General features: G+C 71.3%; 31 protein-coding genes, 1 tRNA gene and 3 pseudogenes. 19 read left to right on the top strand and 16 right to left on the bottom strand.

Annotated features, from left to right (window positions below; genetic code table 11):
* Positions 1–120 (bottom strand): annotated as a pseudogene (locus ABT245_RS28575) (DNA-directed RNA polymerase subunit alpha); the annotation flags it as partial.
* A 218-nt stretch (positions 121–338) separates the two neighbouring features.
* On the opposite strand from ABT245_RS28575, the gene ABT245_RS28570 reads away from it, so the two are divergent.
* Together ABT245_RS28570 and ABT245_RS28565 are read left to right on the top strand one after the other, a co-directional pair.
* Entirely contained in the window at positions 339–560 is a 222-nt protein-coding gene (locus ABT245_RS28570; protein ID WP_351738615.1) for a CarD family transcriptional regulator, read from the top strand.
* A 327-nt stretch (positions 561–887) separates the two neighbouring features.
* On the top strand, positions 888–1,088 hold the full coding sequence (locus ABT245_RS28565) for a hypothetical protein (protein ID WP_351738613.1): 201 nt from the start codon (positions 888–890) through the stop codon (positions 1,086–1,088).
* A gap of 252 nt (positions 1,089–1,340) precedes the next feature.
* Here the strand turns inward: ABT245_RS28565 and ABT245_RS28560 are convergent, their stop codons facing one another.
* A complete protein-coding gene (locus ABT245_RS28560; protein ID WP_502982211.1) occupies positions 1,341–1,682 on the bottom strand; it encodes a hypothetical protein in 342 nt (113 codons plus the stop codon).
* A gap of 876 nt (positions 1,683–2,558) precedes the next feature.
* On the opposite strand from ABT245_RS28560, the gene ABT245_RS28555 reads away from it, so the two are divergent.
* From ABT245_RS28555 to ABT245_RS28530, 6 genes are all read left to right on the top strand, one after another.
* A complete protein-coding gene (locus ABT245_RS28555; RefSeq protein ID WP_351738611.1) occupies positions 2,559–2,840 on the top strand; it encodes a hypothetical protein in 282 nt (93 codons plus the stop codon).
* Positions 2,841–3,220: 380 nt separating this feature from the next.
* On the top strand, positions 3,221–5,149 hold the full coding sequence (locus ABT245_RS28550; RefSeq protein ID WP_351738608.1) for a sensor histidine kinase: 1,929 nt from the start codon (positions 3,221–3,223) through the stop codon (positions 5,147–5,149).
* Positions 5,150–5,197: 48 nt separating this feature from the next.
* On the top strand, positions 5,198–5,626 hold the full coding sequence (locus tag ABT245_RS28545; RefSeq protein ID WP_351738629.1) for a roadblock/LC7 domain-containing protein: 429 nt from the start codon (positions 5,198–5,200) through the stop codon (positions 5,624–5,626).
* Between the two features lie 2 nt (positions 5,627–5,628).
* Positions 5,629–6,006, top strand: a complete 378-nt coding sequence (locus ABT245_RS28540; RefSeq protein WP_351738606.1) for a DUF742 domain-containing protein — start codon at positions 5,629–5,631, stop codon at positions 6,004–6,006.
* Complete coding sequence (locus ABT245_RS28535) at positions 5,984–6,586, top strand: GTP-binding protein (protein WP_351738603.1); 603 nt, start codon at positions 5,984–5,986, stop codon at positions 6,584–6,586. Before ABT245_RS28540 ends, ABT245_RS28535 begins: the two co-directional genes overlap by 23 nt.
* 31 nt (positions 6,587–6,617) lie before the next feature.
* Entirely contained in the window at positions 6,618–7,214 is a 597-nt protein-coding gene (locus ABT245_RS28530) for a GAF domain-containing protein (RefSeq protein WP_351738600.1), read from the top strand.
* 92 nt (positions 7,215–7,306) lie between these two features.
* On the opposite strand, the gene ABT245_RS28525 is transcribed toward ABT245_RS28530, so the two are convergent.
* The 7 genes and pseudogenes from ABT245_RS28525 to ABT245_RS28495 form a co-directional block, all read right to left on the bottom strand.
* Positions 7,307–8,539: an acyl-CoA dehydrogenase family protein gene (locus ABT245_RS28525; protein WP_351738598.1), complete on the bottom strand. Its 1,233-nt coding sequence runs from the start codon at positions 8,537–8,539 to the stop codon at positions 7,307–7,309.
* A gap of 386 nt (positions 8,540–8,925) precedes the next feature.
* On the bottom strand, positions 8,926–9,447 hold the full coding sequence (locus tag ABT245_RS28520; protein WP_351738595.1) for a hypothetical protein: 522 nt from the start codon (positions 9,445–9,447) through the stop codon (positions 8,926–8,928).
* Positions 9,431–9,922, bottom strand: coding sequence for an RNA polymerase sigma factor (locus ABT245_RS28515; RefSeq protein WP_351738593.1), 492 nt, complete (start codon positions 9,920–9,922; stop codon positions 9,431–9,433). Before ABT245_RS28515 ends, ABT245_RS28520 begins: the two co-directional genes overlap by 17 nt.
* A gap of 132 nt (positions 9,923–10,054) precedes the next feature.
* Positions 10,055–10,675, bottom strand: a complete 621-nt coding sequence (locus ABT245_RS28510; protein WP_351738590.1) for a class F sortase — start codon at positions 10,673–10,675, stop codon at positions 10,055–10,057.
* A complete protein-coding gene (locus ABT245_RS28505) occupies positions 10,672–11,067 on the bottom strand; it encodes a sortase-dependent protein (protein WP_351738587.1) in 396 nt (131 codons plus the stop codon). Before ABT245_RS28505 ends, ABT245_RS28510 begins: the two co-directional genes overlap by 4 nt.
* 294 nt (positions 11,068–11,361) lie before the next feature.
* On the bottom strand, positions 11,362–13,185 hold the full coding sequence (locus ABT245_RS28500; RefSeq protein WP_351738627.1) for a copper resistance CopC/CopD family protein: 1,824 nt from the start codon (positions 13,183–13,185) through the stop codon (positions 11,362–11,364).
* 171 nt (positions 13,186–13,356) lie between these two features.
* Positions 13,357–13,570: pseudogene (locus tag ABT245_RS28495) on the bottom strand (penicillin acylase family protein); the annotation flags it as partial.
* A 31-nt stretch (positions 13,571–13,601) separates the two neighbouring features.
* Here ABT245_RS28495 and ABT245_RS28490 point away from each other — a divergent pair.
* A pseudogene (locus ABT245_RS28490) lies at positions 13,602–13,766 on the top strand (siderophore-interacting protein); the annotation flags it as partial.
* 78 nt (positions 13,767–13,844) lie between these two features.
* On the opposite strand, the gene ABT245_RS28485 reads toward ABT245_RS28490, so the two are convergent.
* From ABT245_RS28485 to ABT245_RS28460, 6 genes are all read right to left on the bottom strand, one after another.
* Complete coding sequence (locus tag ABT245_RS28485) at positions 13,845–14,411, bottom strand: GNAT family N-acetyltransferase (protein ID WP_502982210.1); 567 nt, start codon at positions 14,409–14,411, stop codon at positions 13,845–13,847.
* Positions 14,404–15,033, bottom strand: a complete 630-nt coding sequence (locus ABT245_RS28480) for a lasso peptide biosynthesis B2 protein (RefSeq protein ID WP_351738585.1) — start codon at positions 15,031–15,033, stop codon at positions 14,404–14,406. The genes ABT245_RS28485 and ABT245_RS28480 overlap by 8 nt, the downstream gene beginning before the upstream one ends.
* On the bottom strand, positions 15,030–16,706 hold the full coding sequence (locus ABT245_RS28475; protein ID WP_351738621.1) for an albusnodin/ikarugamycin family macrolactam cyclase: 1,677 nt from the start codon (positions 16,704–16,706) through the stop codon (positions 15,030–15,032). The genes ABT245_RS28480 and ABT245_RS28475 overlap by 4 nt, the downstream gene beginning before the upstream one ends.
* A 111-nt stretch (positions 16,707–16,817) precedes the next feature.
* Positions 16,818–16,964 carry an albusnodin family lasso peptide gene (locus ABT245_RS28470; protein ID WP_351738583.1) on the bottom strand — a complete coding sequence of 49 codons (147 nt, stop codon included), beginning with the start codon at positions 16,962–16,964 and terminating at the stop codon, positions 16,818–16,820.
* 196 nt (positions 16,965–17,160) lie between these two features.
* Positions 17,161–17,258 (bottom strand) — tRNA-OTHER (locus tag ABT245_RS28465).
* An 847-nt stretch (positions 17,259–18,105) separates the two neighbouring features.
* The gene (locus ABT245_RS28460; RefSeq protein WP_351738580.1) at positions 18,106–18,441 is read right to left on the bottom strand and encodes a hypothetical protein; all 336 of its coding nucleotides are present in this window, start codon (positions 18,439–18,441) and stop codon (positions 18,106–18,108) included.
* 106 nt (positions 18,442–18,547) lie between these two features.
* Here ABT245_RS28460 and ABT245_RS28455 point away from each other — a divergent pair, with 106 nt between their 5' ends.
* From ABT245_RS28455 to ABT245_RS28420, 8 genes are all read left to right on the top strand, one after another.
* Entirely contained in the window at positions 18,548–19,384 is an 837-nt protein-coding gene (locus ABT245_RS28455; RefSeq protein ID WP_351738578.1) for a helix-turn-helix domain-containing protein, read from the top strand.
* The gene (locus tag ABT245_RS28450; RefSeq protein WP_351738575.1) at positions 19,381–19,590 is read left to right on the top strand and encodes a DUF397 domain-containing protein; all 210 of its coding nucleotides are present in this window, start codon (positions 19,381–19,383) and stop codon (positions 19,588–19,590) included. The genes ABT245_RS28455 and ABT245_RS28450 overlap by 4 nt, the downstream gene beginning before the upstream one ends.
* A gap of 765 nt (positions 19,591–20,355) precedes the next feature.
* Entirely contained in the window at positions 20,356–20,958 is a 603-nt protein-coding gene (locus tag ABT245_RS28445; protein WP_351738573.1) for an HhH-GPD-type base excision DNA repair protein, read from the top strand.
* 60 nt (positions 20,959–21,018) lie between these two features.
* Entirely contained in the window at positions 21,019–21,687 is a 669-nt protein-coding gene (locus ABT245_RS28440; protein ID WP_351738571.1) for an HdeD family acid-resistance protein, read from the top strand.
* Between the two features lie 79 nt (positions 21,688–21,766).
* Entirely contained in the window at positions 21,767–22,078 is a 312-nt protein-coding gene (locus tag ABT245_RS28435; protein ID WP_351738569.1) for a hypothetical protein, read from the top strand.
* A 77-nt stretch (positions 22,079–22,155) separates the two neighbouring features.
* On the top strand, positions 22,156–22,281 hold the full coding sequence (locus ABT245_RS28430; protein WP_351738567.1) for a hypothetical protein: 126 nt from the start codon (positions 22,156–22,158) through the stop codon (positions 22,279–22,281).
* 229 nt (positions 22,282–22,510) lie between these two features.
* Positions 22,511–22,807, top strand: coding sequence for a type II toxin-antitoxin system VapB family antitoxin (locus tag ABT245_RS28425; RefSeq protein ID WP_003999914.1), 297 nt, complete (start codon positions 22,511–22,513; stop codon positions 22,805–22,807).
* Between the two features lie 283 nt (positions 22,808–23,090).
* Positions 23,091–23,732 (top strand): LytR C-terminal domain-containing protein, encoded by a 642-nt coding sequence (locus tag ABT245_RS28420; RefSeq protein WP_351738565.1) that lies wholly within the window; start codon positions 23,091–23,093, stop codon positions 23,730–23,732.
* 295 nt (positions 23,733–24,027) lie between these two features.
* Here ABT245_RS28420 and upp read toward each other — a convergent pair whose 3' ends face one another.
* Complete coding sequence (upp, locus tag ABT245_RS28415) at positions 24,028–24,663, bottom strand: uracil phosphoribosyltransferase (RefSeq protein WP_351738562.1); 636 nt, start codon at positions 24,661–24,663, stop codon at positions 24,028–24,030.
* A gap of 95 nt (positions 24,664–24,758) precedes the next feature.
* On the opposite strand from upp, the gene ABT245_RS28410 reads away from it, so the two are divergent.
* Together ABT245_RS28410 and ABT245_RS28405 are read left to right on the top strand one after the other, a co-directional pair.
* The gene (locus ABT245_RS28410) at positions 24,759–25,010 is read left to right on the top strand and encodes a hypothetical protein (protein WP_351738559.1); all 252 of its coding nucleotides are present in this window, start codon (positions 24,759–24,761) and stop codon (positions 25,008–25,010) included.
* A 298-nt stretch (positions 25,011–25,308) separates the two neighbouring features.
* The gene (locus tag ABT245_RS28405; RefSeq protein ID WP_351738557.1) at positions 25,309–25,842 is read left to right on the top strand and encodes a tRNA adenosine deaminase-associated protein; all 534 of its coding nucleotides are present in this window, start codon (positions 25,309–25,311) and stop codon (positions 25,840–25,842) included.
* The last annotated feature ends 45 nt before the right edge of the window (positions 25,843–25,887 follow it).

The following is a 25,887-nucleotide window of genomic DNA, read 5'->3' as shown; positions in this document are numbered from 1 at the left end:
GCGACGGAGCGAGTTGCCGAGGGTGTAGCCGAAGCCCGGCTCCAGCGGTTCGATCACGAACCGGGAACGGAACTCGTCGACGACCTCTTCGGTCAGTGAGGGACGCTGAGCGATCAGCACGAGGTATTGCCTCCAGTGTTCGGCGCCCGCTATGTGACGCCGTAGATACCACGAAGGGTACGGGCGGTTCGGCCTCCTATGTGACCGAACCGCCCGGCCCCGTCCGTCTGCCGGTCGGTCGGCAGACTCGGCTCTCGCCGGAGTGGAGTCCTACGATCAGCTGTCTCCACCCGTGAGAGTCGGCCACCAGCGCGGTTCGTAGGCGCATACTGGGGGCAATGACTAAGCCTGCTGCACCGAAGCGTCATTTGCCCACCAGCCCCTTCAAACCCCCGGTCGCGCCGGCTCCCAAGCACTTCGCCGTCGGCGACCAGGTCACCCATGACATGTACGGCCTCGGCCGGGTCATCGGCATCGAGGACGGAATCGCGGTGCTCGTGGATTTCGGCTCGGCACAGATGCGGATCCTGAGCCCGTACGCCAAGATGACCAAGCTCTAGGACCGCTGTGCCCGGTCACGGCACGCCAGGCCCCTTCAGGGACCTGCAACGAAAGCGAGACCTCTCATCGATCTGACGTCGCTGTTCTCCGCCCCGGAAGGGCAACCCCGTCGTGCCGCTCCAGCATCGCCGCCCCCGACGACGAACCCCTTCCAAGCCCCGGACTTCGGGGAGGACGAGACCTTCCTGCTCCAGGACGTACCGGAGCCCGCCTCGGCCCTGCGTACCACGCGAGCCAAGGCGGCCTAGCTCTCACGAGTGCGGTGGCTTCGGCAGCCGGTCCTGGACCGGCTCCGGTGCCTCACGGGAACGAGAAGCCGAGCCGCGATGGCGACTCGGCTTCTCGGCGTTCCCCGGTGTCCGGGATCGGTGACGCGGGTCCTGTCGGGCGGGAATCCCTCCTCCGACGGCAGGTGGCAGACCTTCGCACTGCCGGACCCGGTCGACATCCGGGACATCGACGCCCTCTCGGCGAACGACGCCTGCGCCACCGGCATGCGGTACCCGGTGGACGGGGCCACCCGGTGACGTACCACTGGGACGGCACCACCTGGACGCTGATGGAGGAGCCCCCCGTACGCACCGGTACGGACACCGCCAGGATCGCCGCCGTGGCACCGGACAGCGTCTACGCCGCCGGATGGACCGACGGATCCGATGCCGGTCCGCCCGTGCCGGGCGTCGCCCCCTGGGGCGGCACCGCGTGGAAGGACGTCCCGGGAGCGCTCGCCGATCTCTACCTGCGCGCGATCGTTCCCGACGGCCGCGGCGGGCTGTGGGTCACCGGCAACGGCCGGACCGAGCCGGGCCGGGCTCCGCGCCGCTCGCGGCCCGTTCGGCGAGGGCGCGGTGGATCGCCCAGGACGCGCCGAGCGCCTTGAACGCGGGCAGGCCCAGACGGCAGGACTCGTCCTTGGCGAAGACCTGGCCCACGCCCAGTTCCGCCGCCAGGGCGGGGAGCGGGGTCAGGGGCGTGGGTGCGTAGTCGGGCAAGGCGGTGTGGAAGGCCCTGGCCGCGGCGGGCGCGGGGGCGCAGCGCCAGGCGCGGGCCGCGGGCCGCACGGACCACGGCGGGGTGGGGAGCGGAGCGGGGTTCTCGGGCACGGGATCAGGCTCCGCCACGGCCCCACGATCGGTCCAGCCCACGGCTCCGGCCGGGCCCGGCCGGAGACACGGGGGCAAGCGGCGAGCACCCGACCGCGACCCCACGCCCGCCCGCCCGCCGACCGCAGGCCCCGCGTTCACTCACCGGCCGCCCTGGGGGACGAAGCCCCGTGGCACCGCCGCGGGGAGCCCGGGCGCCGCCACGCGTCACCCGGCCAGGGACCTGTGCCGCAGCGCCGGTGCCCGCCCAACGTGCGGTTCGAGGGCACCGGCCCGACCGGCGGCGTTTTCCCGGCGCGCGGCCCCGCGCGGCCCTCCCACCCTCTGGGGCTTGGGTCTTAGGTGGTGGGTTGGCGCAGGGGCGGATTGCGCGGGTGGTCATGGGGTCGTGCAGTGGGGGTGGGGGTGCGTCGTCCGGGAGGGGTGGCGTGGGAAACGCCCCGGCCGCGCGGCGGCACGCCGCCGCGCCCTGGCCGGGCTTGTCCGGAGCGGATACCCCAGGCGCATCGTTCTGCGGCAGGACGCGCCGCCTGCCCTGCCCGCGGGCAGACCACCGTCGTACGTCGTGGCCGCAGCCGGCGGCCGGCCGTCCTCGGACGGCGGCATCCGGCCGTCCTGGTCCGTGGGGACTCCCCGCTTCGAGGCGTCACTCTCCGTACCGTCCTTCACCTCAACGGGCGAAGGGGGCGCGGGGGCTCTCTTGCCGGGCGGGACCCCGCTGATCGCCGCTTTCCGGGCGGTGAACGGCCACTTGGGGGCGGCTGAGGTCCGGGGTGCGGGGTGCTCGGGTGGTCCGTTCAGCCGATCCGGTGTTACCTGGAGCGAGGGGATACACCGGTATGAGTGAGGACTCACCGGGGCAAAGGAGGCCGAAATATGCGCAGGAAACCGGTCATGCGAACCTTGGCCGCCGCTCTCCTCGCAGGCGGTGCGATCGTCGGAACGGGAGTGGCCGCCAGTCCGGCCTCGGCAGCGGTCCCTACGCACGGCGTCGCGTCACTGTCGCACACCAGCCTGGCGAACGGCGGCGGATGCGGCTTCGGTGGCTTCAACCGATTCTGCGGGTACGGCGGGTACGGCGGGTTCGGCGGCTACGGGTTCAGCCCGTACGGCTTCAGCCCGTACGGGTACGGCTACGGCTACGGCAACTCGCCCGTGGTGATCGTCGTACGGTGACCCGCTGACGGCGAGGACGCCAAAGGCACCGACAAACACAGCAGCGAGAAGGGAAGCGGAGGCTCCGGCCGGAACAGGCCGGAGCCTTCGCCGTGCTCCGGAGCCGGTCCGGCTGAGCAGTTGCGGGGGAGGCTTGAAACAGGGTTCCGGAAGCGGAGATTCACGAACCTTTCACGGACGCACGTCTCCGCTGTGCTAGGGAGTAGCCGTGCCTTGTTTTGGCCGGTCACGGTGCCGTATCCGCGATACGGGGATTACGTCACAAGAATGAGATTGGCGTAGGGTAGCTGTCCTATTAACTGTCTGATTCCATACCGGAGTTGACAGTTGGTCCGCGCTGTGCGCCGCGTGTCCCCAACTGCATGACCGAGAGGACTCCGATGCCCGAAACCCCGCCCTATGCAGTGAGTTCGGAGCCCGGCCGGGTGACGGCGCCGCCCTCGACGCGGAACAGACATGCCCGGCCGCCGACCCAGGACGCGCCGACGGATTCGGCCATTCGTTCCCGCCGCTCGCCCGTGGTCCGGCTCGCGGTGCTGCCGGCGGCGCTGATGGCGCTGCTGGCCGCCGCCGTCGTGCTCTTCGTGCTGCGCAGCCAGGAGGGTACCGCCGACGCGGCCACCTGGGGCGTGCTCACCGCCGCCGCCGTTCTCGGCTGCGGCGTCCTGGCCGGAGCCGGGTACGCGGGCGGCGCCGAGAGCCGGTCGGTGTCACGGCAGTACGAGTCGCTGCGCCGCGCCGTCGCCGCGGGCCAGGCCGATCTGCAGGACGTGCTGCGCCGGCTGGAGCAGGGCGAGCAGGTGGAGCAGCAGCCGTTCACCCACCAGGCACCGCCGCGAGGCGACGCGCTCGGCCGGCTCGCCTACGAGATCAACGTCAGCATGTGGCAGGCCAGGACGGCGGTCGCGCGCACGGCGCAGTTCTCCCGCACCTCCTCGCCGGACAGCGAGGAGAAGGTCGAGGTCTTCGTCAACCTCGCCCGGCGCCTGCAGTCGCTCGTGCACCGCGCGATCAACATGCTCGACCAGCTGGAGAACGAGGTCGAGGACCCGGAGCTGCTCAAGGGCCTCTTCCACGTCGACCACCTGGCCACCCGCATCCGCCGGCACGCGGAGAACGTCGCCGTGCTCGGCGGCTCGGTGTCCCGCCGGCAGTGGACCCGCCCGGTGACCCTGACCGAGGTGCTGCGGTCCTCCATCGCCGAGGTCGAGCACTATTCGCGGGTCAAGCTGGTGCCGCCGATCGAGGGCACGCTGCGCGGCCACGCCGTCGCCGACGTCATCCACCTGCTGGCCGAACTCGTCGAGAACGCCACGATGTTCTCCGAGCCGCACGCCCAAGTCCTGCTGCGCGCGCAGCGGGTGACCGCGGGGCTGGCCGTCGAGGTCGAGGACCGCGGTCTGGGCATGCCCTTGCAGGAGCAGACGCGGATCAACACACTGCTCGCCGAGCCGGACCGCATCGACCTCAGCAAGCTGCTTGCCGACGGCCGTATCGGCCTGTACGTGGTGTCCGCGCTGGCCCGTCGGCACGGCATCGCGGTCCGGCTGCAGAGCAACATCTACGGCGGCGTCCAGGCCATCCTGGTGATCCCGCCCGGGCTGATCGGCGACGAGGAGGTCGAGGCCCCCGCCGAGATGCCCGCGCAGGCGCACGTCCCGCCGGCCCAGCTGCCGCAGGCCCAGGCACCGCAGGCCCAACTGCCGCCACAGACCCAGGTCCCGCAGGCCCAACTGCCGCCACAGACCCAGGTCCCGCACGCCCAGGCCCCGCAGGCCCAACTGCCGCCACAGACCCAGGCACCGCAGGCCCAACTGCCGCCGCAGACCCAGGTCCCGCAGACCCAGGCCCCGCAGGCCCAACTGCCGCAGGCCCGGGTCCCCGGGGCGCAGCTGCCCCCCACGCACCGGGCCGCCGCCCAGGGTCACCCGGCCCAGGTGCCGTCCGCGCAGTACCAGGCCGCGCAGGCGGCACCCGCCCAGCAGCCCGCCCAGCGGCAGCCGCTGCCGCAGGCCCGGACCGGGTCGCCCGCGCCCGCGCCCGTGCCCGCACAGCCGTACGCGCGGGGCGCCGGAGCGCCGCCGGCACCCCACGAGCATGCTTCCCCGCACGCCCAGAACGACCGGCCGCGGCTGCCGCAGCGCCGCGCACAGGAGCACTTGGTACCGGAACTGCGCAACGGTCCCGCCCCCCGTCGGGACGACGAGCAGGAGGTGGAGCACGATCCTGGACTGATGGCCAGCTTCCAGCGCGGAGTCAGCCTCGCTGATCATGAACCCGACGAGCCTCCCACCGACAGCTCTCGCTGACCGCAGGCTCCGTACTCGAAACGAGGAGAAGAACGCCACGTGAGCGACATGCATGCCGGCCAGTCGAAGAATCTGGACTGGCTTCTGGCCGGCCTCGTCCAGCGGGTCCCCTACACCCGCAGTGCCCTTTTGCTGTCTTCCGACGGACTGGCGAAGGCCTTCGACGGGCTCGACACGGTTGCCGAAGCGGAACATCTGGCCGCCCTGGCGTCCGGCCTCCACTCGCTGGCCCGCAGCGCGGGCATGCAGTTCGCGCAGGGGGCCGATGTACGGCAGGTGGTGGTGGAGCTGGACACCGTGCTGCTGTTCGTGTGCGCGGCGGGCTCCGGCGCCTGCCTGGCCGTCCTCGCCGACCGGGAGGCCGACGCGGCGGTGCTCGGCTACGAGATGGCCATGCTGGTCAAGAGCGTCCGCCCGTACCTGGCCACGCCCGCCCGCCAGCGTGTGGCGGGCGCGTCGATGGATCCGGGGCGCTGAGCATGACGGACGCGGAGGACGGGTCGTGGCTCGATGACGCGGCCGGGCGGCTGGTACGGCCGTACACGGTCAGCAACGGGCGCACTCGTCCCTCGGCCCACTTCGACCTGCTGACCATGGTGATGGCCACCGGCACCCGGCCGCAGACGTATCTCGGCCCGGACTACGACCAGCTCCTCGCGCTGTGCGACGCGCCCATGTCGGTGGCCGAGCTGGCCGCCCATCTGCGGCTGCCGGCCGTCATCACCAAAGTTCTGCTCTCCGACCTCGTGACGCACAGGGCGCTCACCACGCGGGCGCCCCGCGTCGTAGAGGCGGCCTCCCCGACCGATCGCAACCTCCTGGAGGCGGTGCTGCGTGGCCTTCGCAAGCGGCTCTGACCCCTTTCCGACCGCCCTGAAGATCCTCATCGCCGGGGGCTTCGGGGTCGGCAAGACCACCTTCGTCGGAGCGGTCAGCGAGATCGAGCCGCTGAGCACCGAGGAGTTGCTGACGAGTGTCAGCGCTCGTACGGACAGCCTGGTGGGCATCGAGGACAAGACAACGACGACCGTGGCGATGGACTTCGGCCGTATCACCCTGAACCCGGACAACGTCCTGTATCTGTTCGGCACGCCCGGGCAGGAACGCTTCTGGTTCATGTGGGACGAGCTGTCCAACGGGGCGCTGGGCGCGGTGGTGCTCGCGGACACCCGGCGGCTCGACCACTGTTTCGCCGCGGTCGACTTCTTCGAGCGGCGCGGCATCGGGTTCATCGTGGCCGTCAACGAGTTCGACGGCGCCTACCACTACGACGCCGAAGAAATACGCGCGGCCCTCGATCTCAAACCCGACGTCCCCGTCGTGATGTGCGACGCACGGCAGTGCAACTCCGGAACCCGCGTGTTGATCGCCCTCGTCCAGCACCTGCTCGCCTCGACTCCCGGCATCTCGCCCGCGGAGCTTAACCCGTCGCGCTGAGGCCAGCTCACCGCGACCGAATGGAGCCTGCATGTCAGCCCCGGTTCCCTACAACACCTCCTTCGACCCGACCGGCCATCTGCTGCTGACCCCGGAGGACCGGGACGCGCCCGCCCGGGTGGCCCGGCTGCGCGAACTCGGCATCGGGGACACCCCCGTGCCGGAGTTCGACGAGTTCGCGCGCAATCTGGCGCATGTCACCGGCGCGCCGTTCTCGATGGTCAACTTCATCGACGAGAACCGGCAGTACTTCGCCGGTCTGTACGCCGCCGGCCGGCCGGGCGTGCAGCTGGAGGCGACGCCGCAGCAGCAGCCCCAGGTCGGCCGGACGATGACGCGCGACCAGGGCTACTGCCCGCATGTCGTGGTGCGCAAGAAGGCGCTTGTGCTGGAGGACGTCTGCGACTATCCGCGGTTCGCCGGGAACCGCGTCGTGGACGAGATCGGCATCCGCTCGTACATGGGCGCGCCGCTCATCGACTGGAAGACCGGGATGGCCCTGGGCACCATCTGCGTCGTGGACACGGACACCCACCCGTGGGGGCGGGACGGCCTGGCGACCATCAAGTCGATGGCCCAGCAACTGGTGGAGAGGATTCACGAGTTGGAGAACCGGGGCGGGATCTGAGCCGCCGCGGGGCGAGCGCCCCGCTGTAGAGCGGTCCTGGGCCGATGCGCGGGAGCCGCGGGCACGACGCTGTGTCCGTGGCTCCCGGTCGTTCAGCCCAGGCCCGCCGTCTCCAGCTGTCCGAGCCGGCGGCGCGGCTCCACGGTGCGGACGAGACCGGACAGCCGCTCGGACCACTGGCCCTTGGCCGTGCCCAGGGCGACCTCGCCGAGCCGCAGCAGTTGGATGTCCGAGGTGCCCGCGGGGGCGTAGATGTGGTGCGCGTCCCGCAGATAGCGCTCGACCGGGCGGTCGGTGAACAGGCCGCTCGCCGCGTGGATCTCCATGGCGTCACCGGCCGATTCGACGGCCGACTCATAATTGAGGTACTTGGCGTTCATCAGCTCCGTGTCGCACGGCAGCCCCTGGTCGAGCAGGTGTACGGCGTGGTAGGCGGCCAGCCTCGCCGTCATCAGCCGTGACTTCATCCTGCCCAGCCTGAGCTTGATGCTGTTCAGCTTGGCGAGCGGTGCGCCGTACCGTTCGCGCTCGATGCACAGCGCGGTGGTCTCCTCGAAGGCCGCCTGGTGGATGCCGAGCGAGACCGCCGTGAGGTTGGGCCGCCCGTACAGCACGCTCGACGAGTAGGCGACGGCCAGGCCCTGGCCCTCTCCGCCGAGCAGATTGGCCGCCGGCACCCGGCAGTTGTCGAAGACGAGTTCACCGAAACTGAATCCGTGCAGGCCCATGGCGGGCCGGTGCGGGGCGAGCGAGAAGCCCGGGCGGTCGGACTCGACAAGGAAGGCGGACAGCCCCTTCGAGCCCTCACCGGTGCGGACCACCACTCCGTGCACATCGCCGACGTGGCTGTTGCCGACGAAGACCTTGCGGCCGTTGAGGATGTAGTCGTCGCCGTCGCGGACGGCGGTGCTGCCCATGCCGAGGACATGGCCGCCCGATTCCGGCTCGGTGACCGCGATCGTCGGCAGGCAGTCGCCGGAGGCGATGCGTGGCAGCCAGGTCCGCCGCTGCAGCGCGTTGCCGAAGTGGATGATTTTGGCGACGCCGAGCTGGGAGGCTTGCGCCATGGCTCCCATGGCCCCGCAGACACGGGCGAGTTCCTCGATGATGATGGTCTTGGCCAGGTGCCCGGCCCCCATCCCGCCGTACTCCCTGCCGATGGTCACGCCGATCCAGCCCTGCCGGGCTATGAGCCTTGACAGTTCGTGCGAGACCGTCCTGGAAGCCTCCATCTCGGGAATCCGCGGGCGCACCTCCCGCTCGGCGAACTCCCGCACGCGACGCCGTAGATCCTCATGCCATCCGCTGGTGAAATAGCGTTCCACAACCCCTCCAACACGCTGCCTCCGTGTCCGGCTGGATCCGGAGGTCGTTCGTAGGCAGTGGTTCTTCGCCCCAGGCTGACCGCCCAAGAAATTGTCCACTTATCGACCCATCTCAGCCAAGATCAATTTGTGATGTTGGCTGAAATGCGGCATCTTGCGCTCCTTCTTATGGGTGCGATAAGGCGGACTGCCTGCTTCCGGTCGCACACACTACGGAGAGAGACCGATCAAGCGCGAACAGGGGTCGCCCGGCGGCACACATAGGCATGCCCACCAGGCAATTGCCTGATGGGCAGAAGGTGTTGTACGACGACAATCAGTCACGGACCGACTGGCTGATAAGAGGACAGGCTCCGCTTTCCCGATGCCGGTCCACCGACCTGGAATCAGCCAAATTCGCGGTCGAGTGCGGACCGATTGACGCTCGTCGGCGTGGGGACGCCCCGGGACGGGCGGGCCGAGGGCGCGGTGCCGGGGACGGCCGTCTTCGATGACGACGGGTCGGGGACGGGGGTCCGGGCGCTGCTCGGCGGGCCGACGGCACCCCGGGAGGCGCGGGCGGGGCCCGGAGTCGCGGTCTCCGCCGCCGCCGAAGGCGTCGGGGACGGGGACGTGGCCGGGGGCCGGGACGCCGGCGCCGCGGTAGGGGCCGGGGGCGCGAGCGGGACCGTCGGGACGGCGGGGGCGGCCGGTGCCGACAGATGCAGGGGCAGCGCGACGAGGGCGGCCACCGCACAGGTCAGGCCGACGCCGGCCGCGGCGCGCAGCAGCTTGCGGCGGGCCGCGGCCCGGCGGATCGCCTCGTAGCGGCCGGCGGGCGGGCCGAGGTGCTCGGCCGGGGGACGCAGGACCACCAGGAGGGGGTCGTCGGGCGCGAACTCCGGGTCGCCGTCAAAGCGTGTGGTCAAGGCTTCTCCTCAGGTGGACGCGGAGCAGTTCCCGGGCCGCGTGCAGGTCGGCCTTGACGGTTCCTTCCTTGCGCCCGGTCAGCACGGACACCTCCCGGATCGGCATGTCAGCGTAGTAGTGGAGGAGGATCGGGACGCGCAGCCGTTCCGGCAGGGACTGCACCAGGAGGCGGACCGACGGGTCCGGTGCCTCGGCGTGCGGGCGGACGGCGGCCTCCGTGGTCACCCGGCGCACGGCCCTGCGTTCGCGTTCCAGCCGACGCCAGTGGTCGCGGACGATATTGGCCGCGGTGGCATAGAGGAAGCCGCGGGGTTCGTCCACGGACGTCCAGCGGGCCCAGAGCCGGGTGAACGCCTCGGAGGCGATCTCGTGGGCCGTCTCGTCGTCGTCGACGAGACGGCGGCACCAGCCGGCGAGACGCGGATACAGGGCGGCGAACAGTTCGGACGCTGCCTTGTCGCGGGACCGTTTCAACACTCTCCAGGTTCGTCACGCCTCGGGGGCGCGTGGGGGGCATGTGGGGGGGCCGGGCGGGGCGGCACCCGTGGGGGAGGATGCCGGGCCCGCGGGGCGCGTTCCGCGGACCCGGCCCCGCGCCCCGCTCGGTCAGGGGGCGGTGCCGCTCAGCGCGGCGAAGACGATCACGTTGTCCGAGTAGCCGGCGCCGGTGTGCGGGCCGCCACAGGTGATAAGGCGCAGCTCGGGCCGGTTCACGTCCCCGTAGACCTCGTCGGCCGGGAAGTCCGCCTTGGCGACGGTCCGCACCCGGGTGACGGCGAACTCCGCCCGCGCGCCGTTCTCCAGGCGTGCCGTGATCGTCTCGCCGCGGCGCAGCCGCGCCAGATGCCGGAAGACTCCGTCGCCGTAGGCGCCGACCGTGACATGGCCGAGGATGACCGACGGTCCGACCTGGCCCGGTGTCGGCGAGTGCCGGTACCAGCCCGCCCGGTCGTGCGCGGTGACCGGCGGCACCTGCACGGTGCGGTCCGCCGCGAGCCCCAGTCGCAAAAGCGGGGTGTCCACGCCGATGGCCGGGATCAGCAGCCGGACCGGGACCGAACGGGCGAGCGGGCGCGGCGCGGCTCCCGTACCCGTCGAGGCCGCCGCGCCGTCCCCTTTACTTCCCCGGGCCGCGGTCGCGGCCGGCCGGTCCGTCCGGCCGCCGCAGCCGGTGAGCAGCGTCGCCAGCCCCGCGGCGGCGAAACCGCGCCTGGAGAGCGGGGTCATGCCCCGGTGGTCCCGGCCGCCCGCCGACGACGTACGACGAAGACCGCACCGCCGGCCGCGACGAGGGCCGCGGCGGCGCCCCCGCCGAGCAGCCCGGCCGAGGACCCGGACCCCGCGGACGGCGCGCTCACCCCGGTGTCGGGCGCGCCCTCCGGCACGACGGAGACCTGCCCCCGGGACGGCGCCCGGGTCTCCGCCACGCCCGGCACGCGGGTGGGCACCGGCTTCGGCGCCTTGGTCGGCTCGGTGGCGGGGGTGGCCACGGGGGTGGCGGGGGTGGCGGCCCTGCTCGGGACCGGGGAGGGTGCCGTCCCGTCGGCGAACGCGGGCGTGGTGCCCGCCAGCACGGCGGTGCACGCGAGTGCCATGACACTCAGGACAATTCGGCGCATCGGATCGCTCTCTTTCGTCTCTCCGCCCGGTGGTCGACGGGCGGTCACGGATCAAGCGAGGAGACGACGCACCTCCATCCCGGGTTGTAAAGACCAGGCAAAGTCAAGCGGGGGGCGCCCCAAAGAGGCGTGGGGCTGCGCCGATCCACGGCTCCGCCGCGCGGGCGCGAGCGACCACGACGGCACCGCAGCCGACCGACAACGCAGAGGCGCGGGGAACGGCGCGACCAGCCACGGCACGACCGCACACAACTGACGACGTCACGCCCCCGCCCCACCCGGTCGGCAACCGTCTCACGGAGTGACCCGGATCGGGTGCGTCACCGTCACCTGGTCCAGGTCCGACACCCGCACCGTCACCTTCATCGTCCAGGTGCCGGGGATGGGCAGGTTGAGGGAGCCGGTGCCCCAATAGCCGCCCAGGTCGGAGACCTTGGCGTCGATCGGGCCGATCCGCTGGGCGGGCAGGGTGAAGGAGAGCCGCAGTTCGGGGACGGTGGACAGCCCGCCGTCGGGCCCGAGCACCACGGCCTGTACGGAGGTTCGGCCCACCCGGCCTGGGTCCAGCGTGACCTGCACCCTGCCGCGCGCGCTGCCGATGGTGAAGGGCACCGTCGTGACGGACGCGGCCGGTATGTCGGTCGCCGGTGCCGCCGCCGCGGCCTCGGCCGCCGCCCGGCCCGGCAGGGTGCCGGTCAGCACGGTCGTGAGCCCCAGCACCACGACACCGACGGCCGCTTCGGCGAGCACGGACCGGCGCAGCGCACGGCGGTCCGGTTCCGGAGCGGGCGGGCCGTCCCCGGCGGGCGGCCCCTCCCCGGCGGGCGGCCCGTCTCCGGCAGGCGGGCCGGGCGGACCGTCCGCCCGGGAGGCCTGCGGACGGGACGGCGGACCACCGACCGGCTCCGGCTCCGGCACCAGCACCGGCACCGGCTCGGGCACCCGCTCCGGCCGGACCTCGGCCCCCGCCGGCACCAGCCGCGCGGTCCACCGCCGGGACCGGCCGGCCACGGCCAGCAGCAGCGCCACCGCCGCCAGCTTGGCGACCAGGATCCGGCCGTACGACGTGCCGCTGAGCGCCTCCCAGGAGCCGAGGCCGCGCCAGGACTGGTAGACGCCGGTGCCGACGAGGACGGTCACGGCGGCGAAGGCCACCCGGGAGAACCGGACGACCACGGCCGCCGGTACGTCCTCCGGGGCCCGGTACAGCGTGGTGAGCAGGGCCGCCAGGCCGCCCAGCCAGACCCCCGTGGCCAGCAGGTGCAGCACGGCGGAGGCCATCGCCAGGGGCACCTGGATGCCGGCGGATGCGTGCTCGGCCGCCGCCCAGGTCAGTGCCAGCGCGACGGCGAGCACGGCCCCCGCCGCGAGCGCCGCGCGTGAGCGCCGCCGCAGCCGCGTGAGCAGCGCTCCGGCGACGAGCAGCAGCGCGAGCCGGGCCAGCAGGGTGAGCCCCGGACGGCTCGTGGCGGTACGGGTCAGCGCCGAGGGGTCGAGGGCGGCGGCCGGGCCGGTGCCCGCCTCGTAGGGGGCGCGCAGCACGAACAGGACCGCGGTGGCGGCGACCAGGGTCCACCAGCCCGCCGCGACCACGCGCCGCAGCCGTCCGGGGTGCGGCGGCCGGCAGCGGGCGAGGAAGGTCAGGGCGCCGACGAGCAGGGCGAAGCCGAGGTAGGCGGCGTAGCGGGCGGTGCCGTAGAGGCCGCCGGTGACGGGGTCCTCGTCGGGTCCTTCGGGCACGGACACCGTGGTCGGGGAGGGTTTGCCGACGGAGAAGGTGAACGCGCCCGCGATCGGGTGGCTGTCGGCCGAGACGACCCGCCAGGCCACGGTGAAGGTGCCGGTGCCGAGCCCGTCCGGCAGGCTCACCCGGGCCGTGTCGGAGCGGCCGGGCGCATGCCGGGCCTCGCCGGTGGCGACCCGCCGGTTGCCCGGGTCGTAGACGCGCAGGGAGTCGTCGAGCAGGCCGACGGACTCGGTGAAGGTCAGGGTGAGGTGCCGGGGGGCGGACGCGACGACGCCGCCGTCCTCCGGGTCGGTGCCGCGCAGGGCGGCGTGCGCCGAGGCGGGGGCCGCCCCGCCGAGCAGGAGCAGGCCCAGCACGGCGCCCAGCACCACCAGGCTGCGCAGTCGCCGGGTGCCCCGTCGGCTGCCGCCGCGTTCCTCGCCCACGTCACCGCTCCGTCTTCGGGATCACGTGCTCTGCGATACGTACGGACGGGCCGCCCGCCGCACTCACCGTGCGGGCCATGTTCGCGCACGGTGAGTACGGGGGGTCCGTCAGGTGCCGCCCGGGACGCCGTCGGCGCCGAGCAGCACCACCCAGCAGGCCGTCCTCGCGGCGGGCTAGGTCCCAGATATAGCCCGCGGCCGGGCCGCGGGCTGTGAGGTCGGCGAGGCCGGGCACGGCAGAGGTAGGCACACAGCATGCAGTCGTGGTCGCCGGACAGACCGGGTTCCGCCGCCAGTTCGTACGGTGTCCGCGCCAGGGCGCGAGGCGGTGGGCGCGGAGATGGGAGGGCGCGGTCCTCGGACTGCTGCGCGCCCGGGACTGCGAGTTCACCGACGCCGAGGACGTCACCCCGCACTACCGCCGGCTGCGCCTGACCGACGGCGGTCTGCTCGCGGCGACCATTGTCCACCCGGCCATGTGGGTGCGGCTGTGGTTCACAGACGACGGTCGGCCGCACCAGCGGGCGCCGAGCAGGGTAGGGGTCGGGTCTGACAACGTAGCCGCCCCGCCCGTCGAACGGGGCCGTAGCCCTCTGGACGGCGCCTCAGCCTTCGATAGCGGCAGTCACGGCTGAGGGGCCGGGGAAGTCTTCAGGGAGGGCATCCATGAGGAGTTCATCCACGGGTTGCCCGAGCCAGAATCCGGACTGGCGCAGCCGACCGGACTGGCGGAAACCCGCTTTCTCGTAGGCCGCGATCCCGGCGCGGTTGGGTTGCAGCACCTTCAGCCACACCATGCGCAGAGCTCCCAGGTGGAACGCCCAGTCGAGAGTCAGGCGGGTCGCTTCGGTCGCGTAGCCCCTCCCTCGCGTTTCCGGGGCCAGGACGATCACGAACTCGGCGGTCTGCACGAAGGTGTTGATCTGCAACACGGTGACACCGATAGCTTGATGGTCATCCAGCCGCACCACTTCGAACTGCTGGTAGCGGCTGTTGCCTCGCTGTCGTTCCCATCCGGACTCGCGGACTTCCCACGCCTGCGCCCATTGGTTGCCGTATCCCAGAATCGTCCGGGGGTCGTTCTCCCAACGGTGGTACTCGGGCAACATCTCGCGCCGGGGCATGCCCAATGCGAGGTTTTCACCCGTCAGGAGAATATGCGGCTCACTCACGATCGGTCTTCCTTTCGGCCCTGATCACCGGGCCGGGTCCATCGGGTGTGTAGGTGGGGGTGTAAAGCGCGGTGTCTTCCGGTTCCTCGACGGGCTCGCCTTCCATGTCAGCGATCCACGCATGCAGCCGTACCGGATCGGTGGCCACCCCATGCCGCCACTCGGCGCGTCGTCCTGCCATCGCGAGGAGCACGGAGGCGGCGGTCGACTGCTCCAGGCAGGCCCAGCGCATGGGAACCAGCCGTGAAGCCCAGCGCACCGCGCACACAGCGTAGCGGGCCTGACACGTTGCCGCGGGCGGAAGGGCACGCCCGGAGCAGGCCAGCCGTACGAGGCGGGAAAACCGCCTGTCGCGGTGACCGAATGCCCAGACCACCGTCGTGATGAGAACAGCGGGGACGGCTCCGGCGCGCCACTGAAGCGGAACGTGGGCCGGTCCTGGCAGGACTGCTGGCACCTCGACGGTCCCCCATGAGGGGGCGGCATCCTGGAGCCGTACAACCGTCCCGCCCAGGGTTACGGACTCCTCGGAGGCGGGGCGTAGTTCGGTGCGTCCGGTGTCGTAGTCGATGAGCACGCAGGCGTGAGCGGTGAACGCGGTAACGCTGTTGACGCCGGTCATCGCGCGCCTGCCGGGGCCGCCGTGGTCCACTCGGTGGCCGACGTGTTCTCGATGGCTTCCAGCCACATTTCGGCGGCAAGCACGGAGAGCAGCGGCGGCCAAACTGTCTGTGCGCCGAGGGCTGCCGCATGCACCGTGGCGCGCAGTGGCACCGGGTCGATGATGCCCATGGCGGCAAGACGTCCGTCCGCGAGTTCGAGAACGCGCCGCAGGTTGGTACGAAGCCCTCGGTGGAAGTCGCCTGCGAACAGGCCCTTGGCTGCACGCTGGCGGTGGGCTTCGGGGAGTAGGTCGGCAAAGGCATGGGCGAGGAGGGGTTTGTACCGGCGGACGGAGAAGCGTTCAGCAGCGGGTGCGGACACCACCGCGTGCAGCACACCCGCGTCGAAGTAGGGGTTGTGCAGTTCGATGCCCGTGGAGTCGGCCAACTGAATGTCAGCCTGAACTGCTCGTGCCACGTTCCTGATGGATGCCACAAGCACCGTGTCAGCATCACCGGCGACGGGCGCGGGATCGGGTACCGGCACCTTGAGCCACGTGGGTCGGGGGCGGGCTGGGCGTCCCAGACGGTTCATATCGCGGCGAAGCGCCTGTGAGATCAATGGTAGCGGGCTCTGCTTGCGCAAGCGTGCCCAGTCCACCGCGTCAGCGGCGAGGCGTAGCCAGTGCCCGCTTCGGGCCAGGCCGGGTAAGTGAGTAGGGGCGGGCAAGAACAGATTGTCGCCGCCGTCGCCGGTCAGGTGACGCGCCGATCCGTTGGCCGCGACCATCCGGAGTTGCGCGGCGAGCATGGCCCACACGCCTGTTGACGGTGCGGGTTCGTCGGTGGCGGACAGTGGGACGTCAGCGGCCGTGAACGGCAGATGACGAGCCTCCAGCGGGAAGTAGGTGCGGTTCAGTCCGGGCACGTCCAGCGCCCGCGCGTACTGAAGGTCTCCGCCTTCGGTGACCCCGGACGGGTGGAGGGTTACGCCCGTGACCGGGCCGTGTTGTGCGGCCAGGAGTGCCACCGTGGTCGAGTCCATGCCTGCCAGATCCGATGTGACGGGAACGCCCTCGACACGCGTTCGTACCCCCTCGCTGAGCGCCCGCCGAAGTGCCTGAAGTGCGTCCTCCAGTGGGCGTTTGACCGGGGTCCACCACTCCGACAGCGATGTTTCGCCGTCCGGGCTCACGGTCATGCGGTACCCGGCCGGAACCGGGTCCACTCCGGTCCACGCGCTGTGGCCGGTGAGGGGTGCGTTCTTCTCCCGCAGGTGAGCGGCGATCCATTCGTCGTCCACGCACCCACCTGCCAACGGAGACAGCGCGAGCGAACTCGATCCCCACACCAGTCCGTCAGGAGTAGTCACTCTGTAGAGAGGGCAAGCGCCGGCTGCGTCAGCCAGGACCTCGACGCCGCCTGCGTCGTCCGCTCGCACCACCGTGAACGAGCCAAACCACGAACGTGCCGCCGCCTCAAGGTCGGCGCTGGCCAAGGCACGCGTGATTTCGGGTGCAGTCGCGGAGCAGGGGCCGATCACGGCGATCTTGGCACCGCGCTCTTCCGCCGTGCGCACCTGCCCCTGAGCCCAGTCACCGACGACCCACAGAAGCGGGTCGTCCCAGACCAGGCGAGCGGCCATCGGTACAGCGGTCCGTCTGCCAGGCGCGCACCCGCCAAACCACCGCAACGTCGACTTCGTCAACCCGTCACCTCGACTCGAGCCGGAACGTCGGATGACGGCCCACCGGAGGCCGCCACCAGGGGCACCTACTCACGGGAGTAGGTGCCCCGGCACAGATCAGTCGTACGGGGTCTGCTTCGACTCCGTACTGTTGTTGTCGCTACCCCGCGTCAGCGTGGCGGCGTCACCCAGAACGATCACATCGGGCGGGGTGAAGGGGTCCACGGTCTCCCCGGCGCCCGGCCTGTCGCGCTGCTGTGGCATACGTACTCCTCTTCTGACTCGAACTGGTGCAGGACATCCAACCTGAACGGTCATCCAGCCAACTGCCCTGTGCAAGAAGGCAGATCAGCCACGCGTCCCGCAGACTCACGGTTGCCCAGGGCCGCAGCACTTGCCGCTGTCGGCCCCGCCCCGGGCCGCCCGACCTGTCCAGGGCTGAGGGAACCGGGGCTGGCAGTCCCCTTGCCCGGAATCGAACCGGAGTCGTCGCTTGCGCCGGGTCCGTATACGCGTTAGGAAGCGGCGCGAAGCGTGCTCTGCCACTGAGCTACTGGGGTGGCGCCCGTGTCCGGGATTGGACCGGATTGGTCAGCGCGGCCGTTGATATTCGCGAGTGACCGTGCTTCACGGGCCCTCTGTCGCACACTCGCTGCCCCCCGCTTGAGGATCGCCCAACCTAGGGAGAGCGACAGAGAAAGTGGTGCCCGCCCGGACCGGAGATCGGGGTAATCGGGGATCAACCGGCCAGGGCGGGGCTTACGGAGGGCTGGTTCCTGTCACGATTGCTGACAGGATGAAGGTGACTGCGGACCCCCAGATCACGAGGAGGAGCAGCCCGCCCCAGAACGAGCCGTCAGGACTGAACTTCCGGGCCCGCGACCGCCGGAAGCAGGTTGTCTCACCGGCCGCGTGCTTTGCCATCGGGGCACCGCCTTTCAGGGACAGGGGCGGTCCGCAGTGTCCGTGTGTCGTTCGGATGGCCATAAACCATGTGCTCCCGCATGGCGTACAGGACAACCTTTCCTGATTCCGGGGCCCCGGCATTCAGCGCCTCCACAAGTGAGCTTCGCAAGGCCCTGCACAAGGGACACCCATCAGGGTCAACAGGCCCCGGGCGCGGTGTCCTCAGAGCATCCAGCTGAGCCGGGTACCGGGTCTGCCGGGACAACCAGCTGCTGGCGTCCAGCCCGGGGCCTTCTGCGCCGTATGCGCCGTCGTTCACTTCGTCTCCCTGTCTCGACATCGCGTGCACTCCGGGATGCGGCACGCAGGGAGTGCTCTGCACGGGAACGCGATCACGCCGGACCGTTCATCGAGCCGTCCGCCGCACTGCGTCCACCACCCCGTGGGGCCGTCTTCGTGCGGCGTGCCCGTGAACGCGGCAACGGTGGTCTTCTGGGTCTCAGCGCGCACGCCGGTTCTCCCTCTCCACAAGGGGCCGAAGGCGCTGCGTGGTCGGGCTGGTGGACCGGTTGTCGGCCAGCTGGCGCTTCGACTGAACGTCGGGGCACTCCGGCTTCCCGCACTGGCAGGGCGGCCAGTTCAACGCCGACCGGATCGGAATGGAGTCGTCGTTCACTCCTCTTGGCTTCGCGAAGCCCGTGCGCGGCACCCAGTCCGGAGCCAGCCGCCAGAATCCGTCGGCGGCTATGAGTGCTTCCAGCTCCGCCACGTCGTTGGCCGAGGGCCAGGGCGTGGGGGGTTCCTGCCGTTCTGCGAGATAGCGCATACCGGACACGGTCGCTCCTCTCCGTAGTGCTACGACTACCGGGGAGGTTCAGCGTGGCCGACTCCTGGGAACCATTCAACCTGTTGGAAGAGAACGAAAGGTCGGTGAACAGCTCTTGAATCGCAAGGAGTTGAACCCAGATGCCTCTCCCCAGGCGGCCTACGGAGCGCGCTTGCGCAGCATGAGGGAGGCGCGCGGCTGGACCCAAGATGACCTTGGCGAACGTATGGAATATTCCAGTGTGCATATTTCGGCGGTTGAAACTGGTCGGAAGCCTCCAACCCTCCGCTTCTCGCGTAGCGCAGACAGGACGTTCGGCATCGAGGACACAGCGGACGCGTTCGAGCGCGAATACCGTGAGCTTCAACACGGCTCCTTGCTGGAGGGGTTCCCCGAGTACGTCGGGCACGAGGGCCGGGCAGTAGAGATCCGGTTGTTTGAGATTGGGATCATTCCCGGCTTGCTTCAGACACCCGCGTACGCACACGCCCTGGCAGACGGCGACGTACGCCGGGGCAGCATCACGCCCGAACAAGCAGCCGAACGGGTCTCGGTTCTGGCGGAACGGCAGGCGACGCTAGTACGGTCGCGACCGCCCACGATGCTTGTGGTGATGGACGAAAGCTGCATCCGCCGTCCAGTCGGCGGCGCCGAAGCCATGAACGACCAGCTGCAACGCCTCATAGAATTCGCCGCGTTGCCGAACACCATGCTCCAGGTCGCTCCGTACGACATTGGCGAGCGACGACCGTTCAACTTACCGATCAATCTACTGACGATGTCGGACCGGTCCATGATGGCGTACGCGGAGTCCCAGGCCCGGGGGCACTTGGACCGCGAACCCACGTTCGTCCTGTCTGCGTTGTCGGCCTACCATCAGTTGCAGGCCGAAGCGCTGTCACAGACAGAATCCGTGGCCGTGATCAACCAGTTGCGAAAGGGCACCCCGTGACGACCGAATCCCCCCGCTGGTTCAAGTCCTCCTACAGCTCCAACGGCGGCAACTGTGTCGAGGTCGCCGCAAACCTCGTCGCCTCGCGCGGCGTGGTCCCCGTCCGTGATTCCAAGAACCCGAGCGGTCCGGTTATAGACGTTCCCGCCGACGCGTTCTCGTCCTTCGTGTCAAGCGTCAAGACCGGAGAGTTCGGCGCCGTGTGACCGCCCGGCCCGATGCTCGCGCTCTGAGACCCCGCTAACTCCCATGAGACTAGCGGGGCCTCACCGTTGGTCACAGTTTCCGGGAGCGGACAGGCGCCAGGCCCGCTCGCCCTCGCCCGAGACGGCCTCTTCTCACAGGCCACGTCCCTGCCTCGGCCCATAACCGGGCTGACCGTCGAACGGCCCTCGGAGCCAAGGAACTCGGTGCGCTGGTACCCGAAAGCCTCGCCACGACCGTGACGCGCACCTGGTCCTCCTCCCGGGCCACCGTGACTTTCGCCCCACCCGGTGCCACCGCACGGGTGATCTCCACGACCGCGTCGGCGGGATCCTGCCGGGCCGCCACCCGCCCTCCCGTCTCGTCGCGATCGGCGGCCCCGCCTCGCTGTCCGCGATCGACTCCCCGCTCGGCGCGCTCGCTCCGGCCCCGGCGGCCCGGGCCCTCCGGTTCGAGGGGCCGAGCGGGATGCCGAGGTCGCGGCAGGGAGGGACAGGGACTCCCCTGCCGCGCCGGCCACGTCCCGCCACGAGATCCGTCAGACCCCCGCCGCGCCGCGGGCACCCGCCTGGTCGCACGGGTGCGGGCGGTAACTGCCCGCGCTGCCCGCGAACATCCCGCACCCGAGCGGGTGCATCGCCCGCGCCCCGGCGACCACCCGGACCCTGTCGTCGTACGCGCGCCGGGAGCCGGGCGTCCCACGGCGGCGGGTGCACGCGCCGGGCCGCCGGCGCGCGCCCTGAGCCGGGCCGCGGGACCATCGACCCATGGACGTCACGCTGCACCTCGCCCAGGATCCCGAGGCCGACGCGCTGCTCGGCCGCAGTCCGCTCGCCGCGCTGACCGGCATGCTGCTGGACCAGCAGATCCCGATGGAGTGGGCGTTCCAGGGGCCCGCGACCATCGCGCGCCGGCTCGGCACCGACGACCTGGACGCCCACGAGATCGCCGCCCACGACCCGGAGACCTTCGCCGCGCTGCTCTCCGAGAAACCGGCCGTGCACCGTTACCCCGGGTCCATGGCCAAGAGAATCCAGCAGCTGTGCCAGTACCTGGTCGAGCACTACGACGGGGACGCCGAGGCCGTCTGGCGGGACGCCGACAGCGGGGCCGAACTGCTCAAGCGCCTCGACCGGCTGCCCGGGTTCGGCAGGCAGAAGGCACAGATCTTCCTCGCGCTGCTGGGCAAGCAGCTCGGGGTGCGCCCCGAGGGCTGGCGCGAGGCCGCCGGGGCGTACGGCGAGGCGAAGTCCTACCGGTCCGTCGCCGACATCACCGGGCCCGCCTCGCTGGCCAAGGTGCGCGCGTACAAGCAGGAGCTGAAGGCGACGGCCAAGGCGGCCAAGGCGGCGAAGACCGCCGGGGCGTAGCGTCAGCCGGGTGGCCCGTCCCGGGTGGCGGGCCGCTCGGGGCCGGTCCCAGCATGGAGCATGACCGAGCCACCGAGCAGCGGCTCCGCCTGGGGCCCCGAGTACGACGACCGCAAGGTCCACGCCGCCCACCCGCCGACCGGCCGCCACGAGCCCGAACCACCCTTCGAGGGGCCGCTGCACGCCCTGTCCCGAGCCGCCTGGCAGGTGGTCCTGCTCACCGGGATCGCCTCGTTGATCCTGGGCGTCCTGGTGCTGGTCTGGCCCGGTGCCTCGCTGCTCGCCGCCGGTGTCTTCTTCGGTGTCTATCTGCTGATCAGCGGCGTCTTCCAGCTGTTCGCGGCGTTCGGCACGCACCGGGCGACCTCGCTGCGGGTGCTCGCCTTCATCAGCGGCGCCCTGTCGATCCTGCTGGGCCTGTTCTGCTTCCGCGGCCCCATGCAGTCGATCCTGCTGCTCGCCCTGTGGATCGGCATCGGCTGGCTGATCCGCGGCATCACCCAGACCCTGGCCGCCGCGTCCGACGGCGCCATGCCCGCGCGCGGCTGGCAGATCTTCCTCGGCATGGTCACCTTCGTCGCCGGGATCGTGCTGATCGTCTCGCCGTTCGCGTCGATCGCCGTGCTCACCCTGGTCGGCGGCATCTGGCTGGTCGTGGTCGGCATCGTCGAGATCTTCACGTCCGTCCGGATCCACGGCCATGCCCGCCAGGTGCCCCGCACCGTGTGACGCCCCCGCGTACGCCGTACGAGCGGATCTCGGGGCCGCCGCGACGGACGCCGTACGCGCCGCGGGCAGACGACCTTCGATGAGCGGCGCACACGCCCTCCCGCACGGCCGGGCCTGGCTGTGGGTGCTCGTGCTGCTGCTCGCGCTGCTGGTGCCCGGCGCCCACGCCGAGGCGCACGCGACGCCGGTGGTCGCCGGCGACGTCGTCCAGCACGACGACCTGGACACCGCCCTGCGGCCACCGTCCCGGGCGGTCCCCCACCTCCTCGTCCCCGTGCGTCCCGCGCCGCTCGCCCTCCCGGCGGACGGCATCCCGCACAGCCGCCCGCCGGCCGCGCCCCGGTCGCCGTACGCCCTGCGCGCCCTGTGTTCCGTGGTTCTGCGCTGCTGACAGACCCCGCCTGGCAAGGCCCGTCGGCACCCCGGACATCGCACACCAGAACCAGGAAGAACACGAGGAACACCGCCATGCCTTCAGACACCTACGCGGTCCTGCGCGCCCTGCTGCGCGCGGAGGCCCTGCGCAGCACACCGAAGACGGAGACGGACAAGGCGAAGCCGCAGCAGCAACCCGTGAAGCGGGCACGCGGCTGACGCGCGGGCAGGACGCCCGGCGGCACGCGGCCGACGCGTGGGCCGGGCGCCCTACCACGGCCCGCCGGGCGCACGCCTCCCGCGACCGGCCCCGCCCCTGCGCCGCCGTCAGCTTCTCGCTCACCTCGACTGCCTGCTCCCGGTATGCCCTGGTTCACGGCGTCTTTTCCGGCGTCGCACTCCCTCTCCACGGCTGCGCCCGGAACATGTTGACCGGTAGGCTTTCCGTGTGATCTTCAAGCGCATCGGAAACGGCCGGCCGTACCCCGACCACGGCCGGGAGAGCACCCGGCAGTGGGCGGACGTCGCGCCGCGCCCGGTCCGCCTCGATCAGCTCGTGACGACCAAGGGCCAGCTCGACCTGGAAACCCTCCTCGCCGAGGACTCGACCTTCTACGGCGACCTCTTCGCGCACGTCGTGAAGTGGCAGGGCGACCTCTACCTGGAGGACGGCCTGCACCGCGCGGTCCGCGCGGCCCTGCAGCAGCGCCAGGTGCTGCACGCGCGCGTACTCGAACTGGACTGACGCGCGCAGCCGGCCACGGCGGCCCCGCGCGGAGGGCGACGGACCCCGCGGTATCCGGGGTATCCGGGGAACGCATCGGCGACCACGCCCGTGCCCCGACCGCGGCCCGTCGGTCACACCGCCGGGCGTATCTCACGCGCGCCGGGCTCACCGGGATCGGCGGACAGCCCACGGACACCGACCGGCCATATGCCGGTCTCCGGTTGACCCTTTCGGGTTCTCCTGCCCGGCATCGAATGATCATCTAGTAGGCATGGCCGCCCCGGCGCACTACGCTGCGCTCATGAGCATGCTGACTCCCCCCGGCATGGGCGGCAAGTACCGGATCACGGGGGACAAGTACCCGAGGATGCGCCCTCCACGGCGGCGCGGCAGGCTCGTGTTCGGGCTGGTGGCCTCGGTCGCCGTGCTCGGCCTGATCGGCTGGGGCACCCTGCAGCTCATCGACGTCTTCACCGGCGGCAAAAAGGCCTCGGCGGCCGACTCCGCACCGGACTGCCCCACGGGGGCCGACGCCTCCCCGAGCCCGGCCGCGGCACCGCCCCGGCCCGGCACGATCACCGTCAACGTCTACAACGCCACGCCCCGCACCGGCCTCGCCAAGGCCACCGCGGACGAGCTGGAGAAGCGCGGCTTCAAGATCGGCGAGGTCGGCAACGCACCGGCCCGGTTCGACCAGAAGATCAAGGGCACCGGGATGCTGATCGGTCCCGGCTCAGCGCTGAACACCTCGCTGCCCGTCCTCGCCACCCAGCTCGGCGGCGCCGAACGCCGCACGGAGGCCGGCCGCAAGGGCGCCGCCCTCGACCTCATCATCGGCACCGGCTTCCAGAGCCTGGCCAAGCAGGCGGACGCCGACAAGGCACTGGCCGCGCTCGCCGCGCCGAAGCAGGCGTCCACCAGCACGTCGAAGAAGGACTGCTGAGACCGTACGCACGGTCCGCGTCAGGACGTGCCGAGGCCGTACACCGGCCCGCGTCAGGACTTACTGAGGCTGTACGCCGACCCCGTTCGGGCAAGGACTGTCGCCGAAGGCCGCACACCGGCCCACTTCGAGCAAGGACTCTTGGCGACGACTCTTGCCGACGGCAGTACACGGGCCGGCGTCGACGAAGGACCGCCGACGGCCGTACGCCGGTCCGCGTCGAAGTAGGGCTGAGGACGGCCCGATGCCGACGCCCGTCGAGTCGCGAAGGACCGCCGACGGCCGGCGCACCGGCCTACTCGGCCGCCCCGTACAGCCGGTCCCCCGCGTCTCCCAGGCCGGGGACGATGTAGCCCTGCCCGTTGAGGTGGTCATCGACCGCGGCCGTAACCACCGTGACCGGGGTGCCCGCGAGTTCGCGCTCCATGATCTCGACGCCCTCCGGCGCCGCGAGCAGCACCACGGCGGTCACATCGTCGGCGCCACGCCTGATCAGCTCCCGGATCGCGGCGACCAGGGTGCCGCCGGTGGCGAGCATCGGGTCCAGGACGTACACCTGCCGGCCGGAGAGGTCCTCCGGCATACGGGTGGCGTACGTGGAGGCCAGCAGCGTCTCCTCGTTGCGGATCATGCCGAGGAAGCCCACCTCGGCGGTCGGCAGCAGCCGGACCATGCCGTCCAGCATGCCGAGCCCGGCACGCAGGATCGGCACCACCAGCGGGCGCGGGTGGGACAGTTTGACGCCGGTGGTCGCGGCCACCGGCGTCGTGATGTCGACCTGTTCGGTGCGCACGTCCCGCGTGGCCTCGTAGGCGAGCAGGGTGACCAGTTCGTCGGCGAGCCGCCGGAAGGTCGCGGAGTCGGTGCGCCGGTCGCGCAGCGTGGTGAGCTTGTGGGCGACCAGGGGGTGGTCGACGACGTGGAGACGCATGCCCATAACAGTAACCGCGCTTGCGCGCAGCTCGCGCTGGCGTCAAACCGCCCGTCCGGGGGAAAGTGGATGGGACTGACCGGGGTGGTGAACCGATGCCTGAGCAGCCCGATCGCATACCGGACCCGTCCGGCGGCCCCAGCGCGCCCGACGGCTCCGACACGACCGCCGACGCGACCGGCGCGAGCACGTCCGAGCCGGGCGGCGAAGCCGAGCGCAGGCGCCGCCGGGCACGGTTCCTGCGTGAGCTGACCGAGGCACGCGAGCTGCGCGACCGCGTCCAGCCGCGACGCGCCAAGGCCGCCAGACTCCGGCACGCGATGCGCATGCGCACCTTCCGCTGGTAGGGAAGGCCGGCGGTCGCGACCGCGTTGCGGTAGGGCGTGCGTGAGCGTCCCCGAAAGCCGCGTACGATCCGCAGGTGGCGGCAACGAGTGCGCTGGTGATTCCTTGACCGACGTCCGGATGCGACTTTGCATACACGCGATCAAAACTGCCAGACACAGGGAGCCGAAGACGTCCCCTCAGCGCTTTGTTTCTGCCACGATTCCGAGTGGGTGGGGCTCGGAGCCCAGCTCATCCCGCCCAGAACCTCCGCCGGGGGGACCCCCAACCGGCACGCCTAAGACCAGTGGGAGAGTCACGGTGTACTTCGCCGCACTGCTCGCGCGCACCGAAGACGGGTGGGAAGCGAGCGACACAGAGCTCGACGATGTGGAAACCCTGTCGGATCTGGCCGACCTGGCCCGGGAAGCCTCTCCCGAAGAGGACACGGTGCTCGTTCTGATCGAGCAGGAGGACGCGTGGTTCGGCGTCGTCCGCGTGGACGGCGAGGACGACCCTCGCATCTACGTCTCCGATGCCGCCGCCGCTGCCCGCAGCGCCTACGGCGAACTCCTGCTCACCGACGAACTGCTCGGCCGCGAACCCGGCTCGGACGGTCCCGACCTGGACGCCCTGAACCTCGACGGCACGGAGGACGGCGAGTCCGAGGACGAGGGCGACGACGAGGACGGCCCGGCCGCCGAAGCGGTTGCCCACGGTCCGGTGGGCGACAGCGAGATCCTGGACGACCTCGGCGTCGGCGAAAAAGAGCTGCGCGCCCTGGACGCGGAGGACGCGCTGGGCGCGATCGCCGACGCCCTGGGCGCCTCGGAGGTGCTGGAGACCGTCCGCTGACCACCTCACCCACCGGGCGGACCCCGGATCCGGTACGCGACCGCT

It is taken from the genome of Streptomyces sp. NPDC001508 (assembly GCF_040298665.1).
Lineage (GTDB): Bacteria > Actinomycetota > Actinomycetes > Streptomycetales > Streptomycetaceae > Streptomyces.
Note: the sequence above shows the minus strand (reverse complement) of the source record. Positions and strands in the feature narration are given on the sequence as shown.

Bases quoted from the DNA above. Each gene is read 5' to 3' on its own strand.
- ABT245_RS28505 (WP_351738587.1), bottom strand. From the start codon at position 11,067: ATGCGCCGAATTGTCCTGAGTGTCATGGCACTCGCGTGCACCGCCGTG.
- ABT245_RS28570 (WP_351738615.1), top strand. From the start codon at position 339: ATGACTAAGCCTGCTGCACCGAAGCGTCATTTGCCCACCAGCCCCTTC.
- ABT245_RS28565 (WP_351738613.1), top strand. From the start codon at position 888: ATGGCGACTCGGCTTCTCGGCGTTCCCCGGTGTCCGGGATCGGTGACG.
- ABT245_RS28410 (WP_351738559.1), top strand. From the start codon at position 24,759: ATGCCTGAGCAGCCCGATCGCATACCGGACCCGTCCGGCGGCCCCAGC.
- ABT245_RS28510 (WP_351738590.1), bottom strand. From the start codon at position 10,675: ATGACCCCGCTCTCCAGGCGCGGTTTCGCCGCCGCGGGGCTGGCGACG.
- ABT245_RS28545 (WP_351738629.1), top strand. From the start codon at position 5,198: ATGCATGCCGGCCAGTCGAAGAATCTGGACTGGCTTCTGGCCGGCCTC.
- ABT245_RS28470 (WP_351738583.1), bottom strand. From the start codon at position 16,964: ATGCCACAGCAGCGCGACAGGCCGGGCGCCGGGGAGACCGTGGACCCC.
- ABT245_RS28550 (WP_351738608.1), top strand. From the start codon at position 3,221: ATGCCCGAAACCCCGCCCTATGCAGTGAGTTCGGAGCCCGGCCGGGTG.
- ABT245_RS28480 (WP_351738585.1), bottom strand. From the start codon at position 15,033: ATGACCGGCGTCAACAGCGTTACCGCGTTCACCGCTCACGCCTGCGTG.
- ABT245_RS28435 (WP_351738569.1), top strand. From the start codon at position 21,767: ATGAGCGGCGCACACGCCCTCCCGCACGGCCGGGCCTGGCTGTGGGTG.
- ABT245_RS28530 (WP_351738600.1), top strand. From the start codon at position 6,618: ATGTCAGCCCCGGTTCCCTACAACACCTCCTTCGACCCGACCGGCCAT.
- ABT245_RS28540 (WP_351738606.1), top strand. From the start codon at position 5,629: ATGACGGACGCGGAGGACGGGTCGTGGCTCGATGACGCGGCCGGGCGG.
- ABT245_RS28420 (WP_351738565.1), top strand. From the start codon at position 23,091: ATGAGCATGCTGACTCCCCCCGGCATGGGCGGCAAGTACCGGATCACG.
- ABT245_RS28440 (WP_351738571.1), top strand. From the start codon at position 21,019: ATGACCGAGCCACCGAGCAGCGGCTCCGCCTGGGGCCCCGAGTACGAC.
- ABT245_RS28445 (WP_351738573.1), top strand. From the start codon at position 20,356: ATGGACGTCACGCTGCACCTCGCCCAGGATCCCGAGGCCGACGCGCTG.
- upp (WP_351738562.1), bottom strand. From the start codon at position 24,663: ATGCGTCTCCACGTCGTCGACCACCCCCTGGTCGCCCACAAGCTCACC.
- ABT245_RS28555 (WP_351738611.1), top strand. From the start codon at position 2,559: ATGCGAACCTTGGCCGCCGCTCTCCTCGCAGGCGGTGCGATCGTCGGA.
- ABT245_RS28430 (WP_351738567.1), top strand. From the start codon at position 22,156: ATGCCTTCAGACACCTACGCGGTCCTGCGCGCCCTGCTGCGCGCGGAG.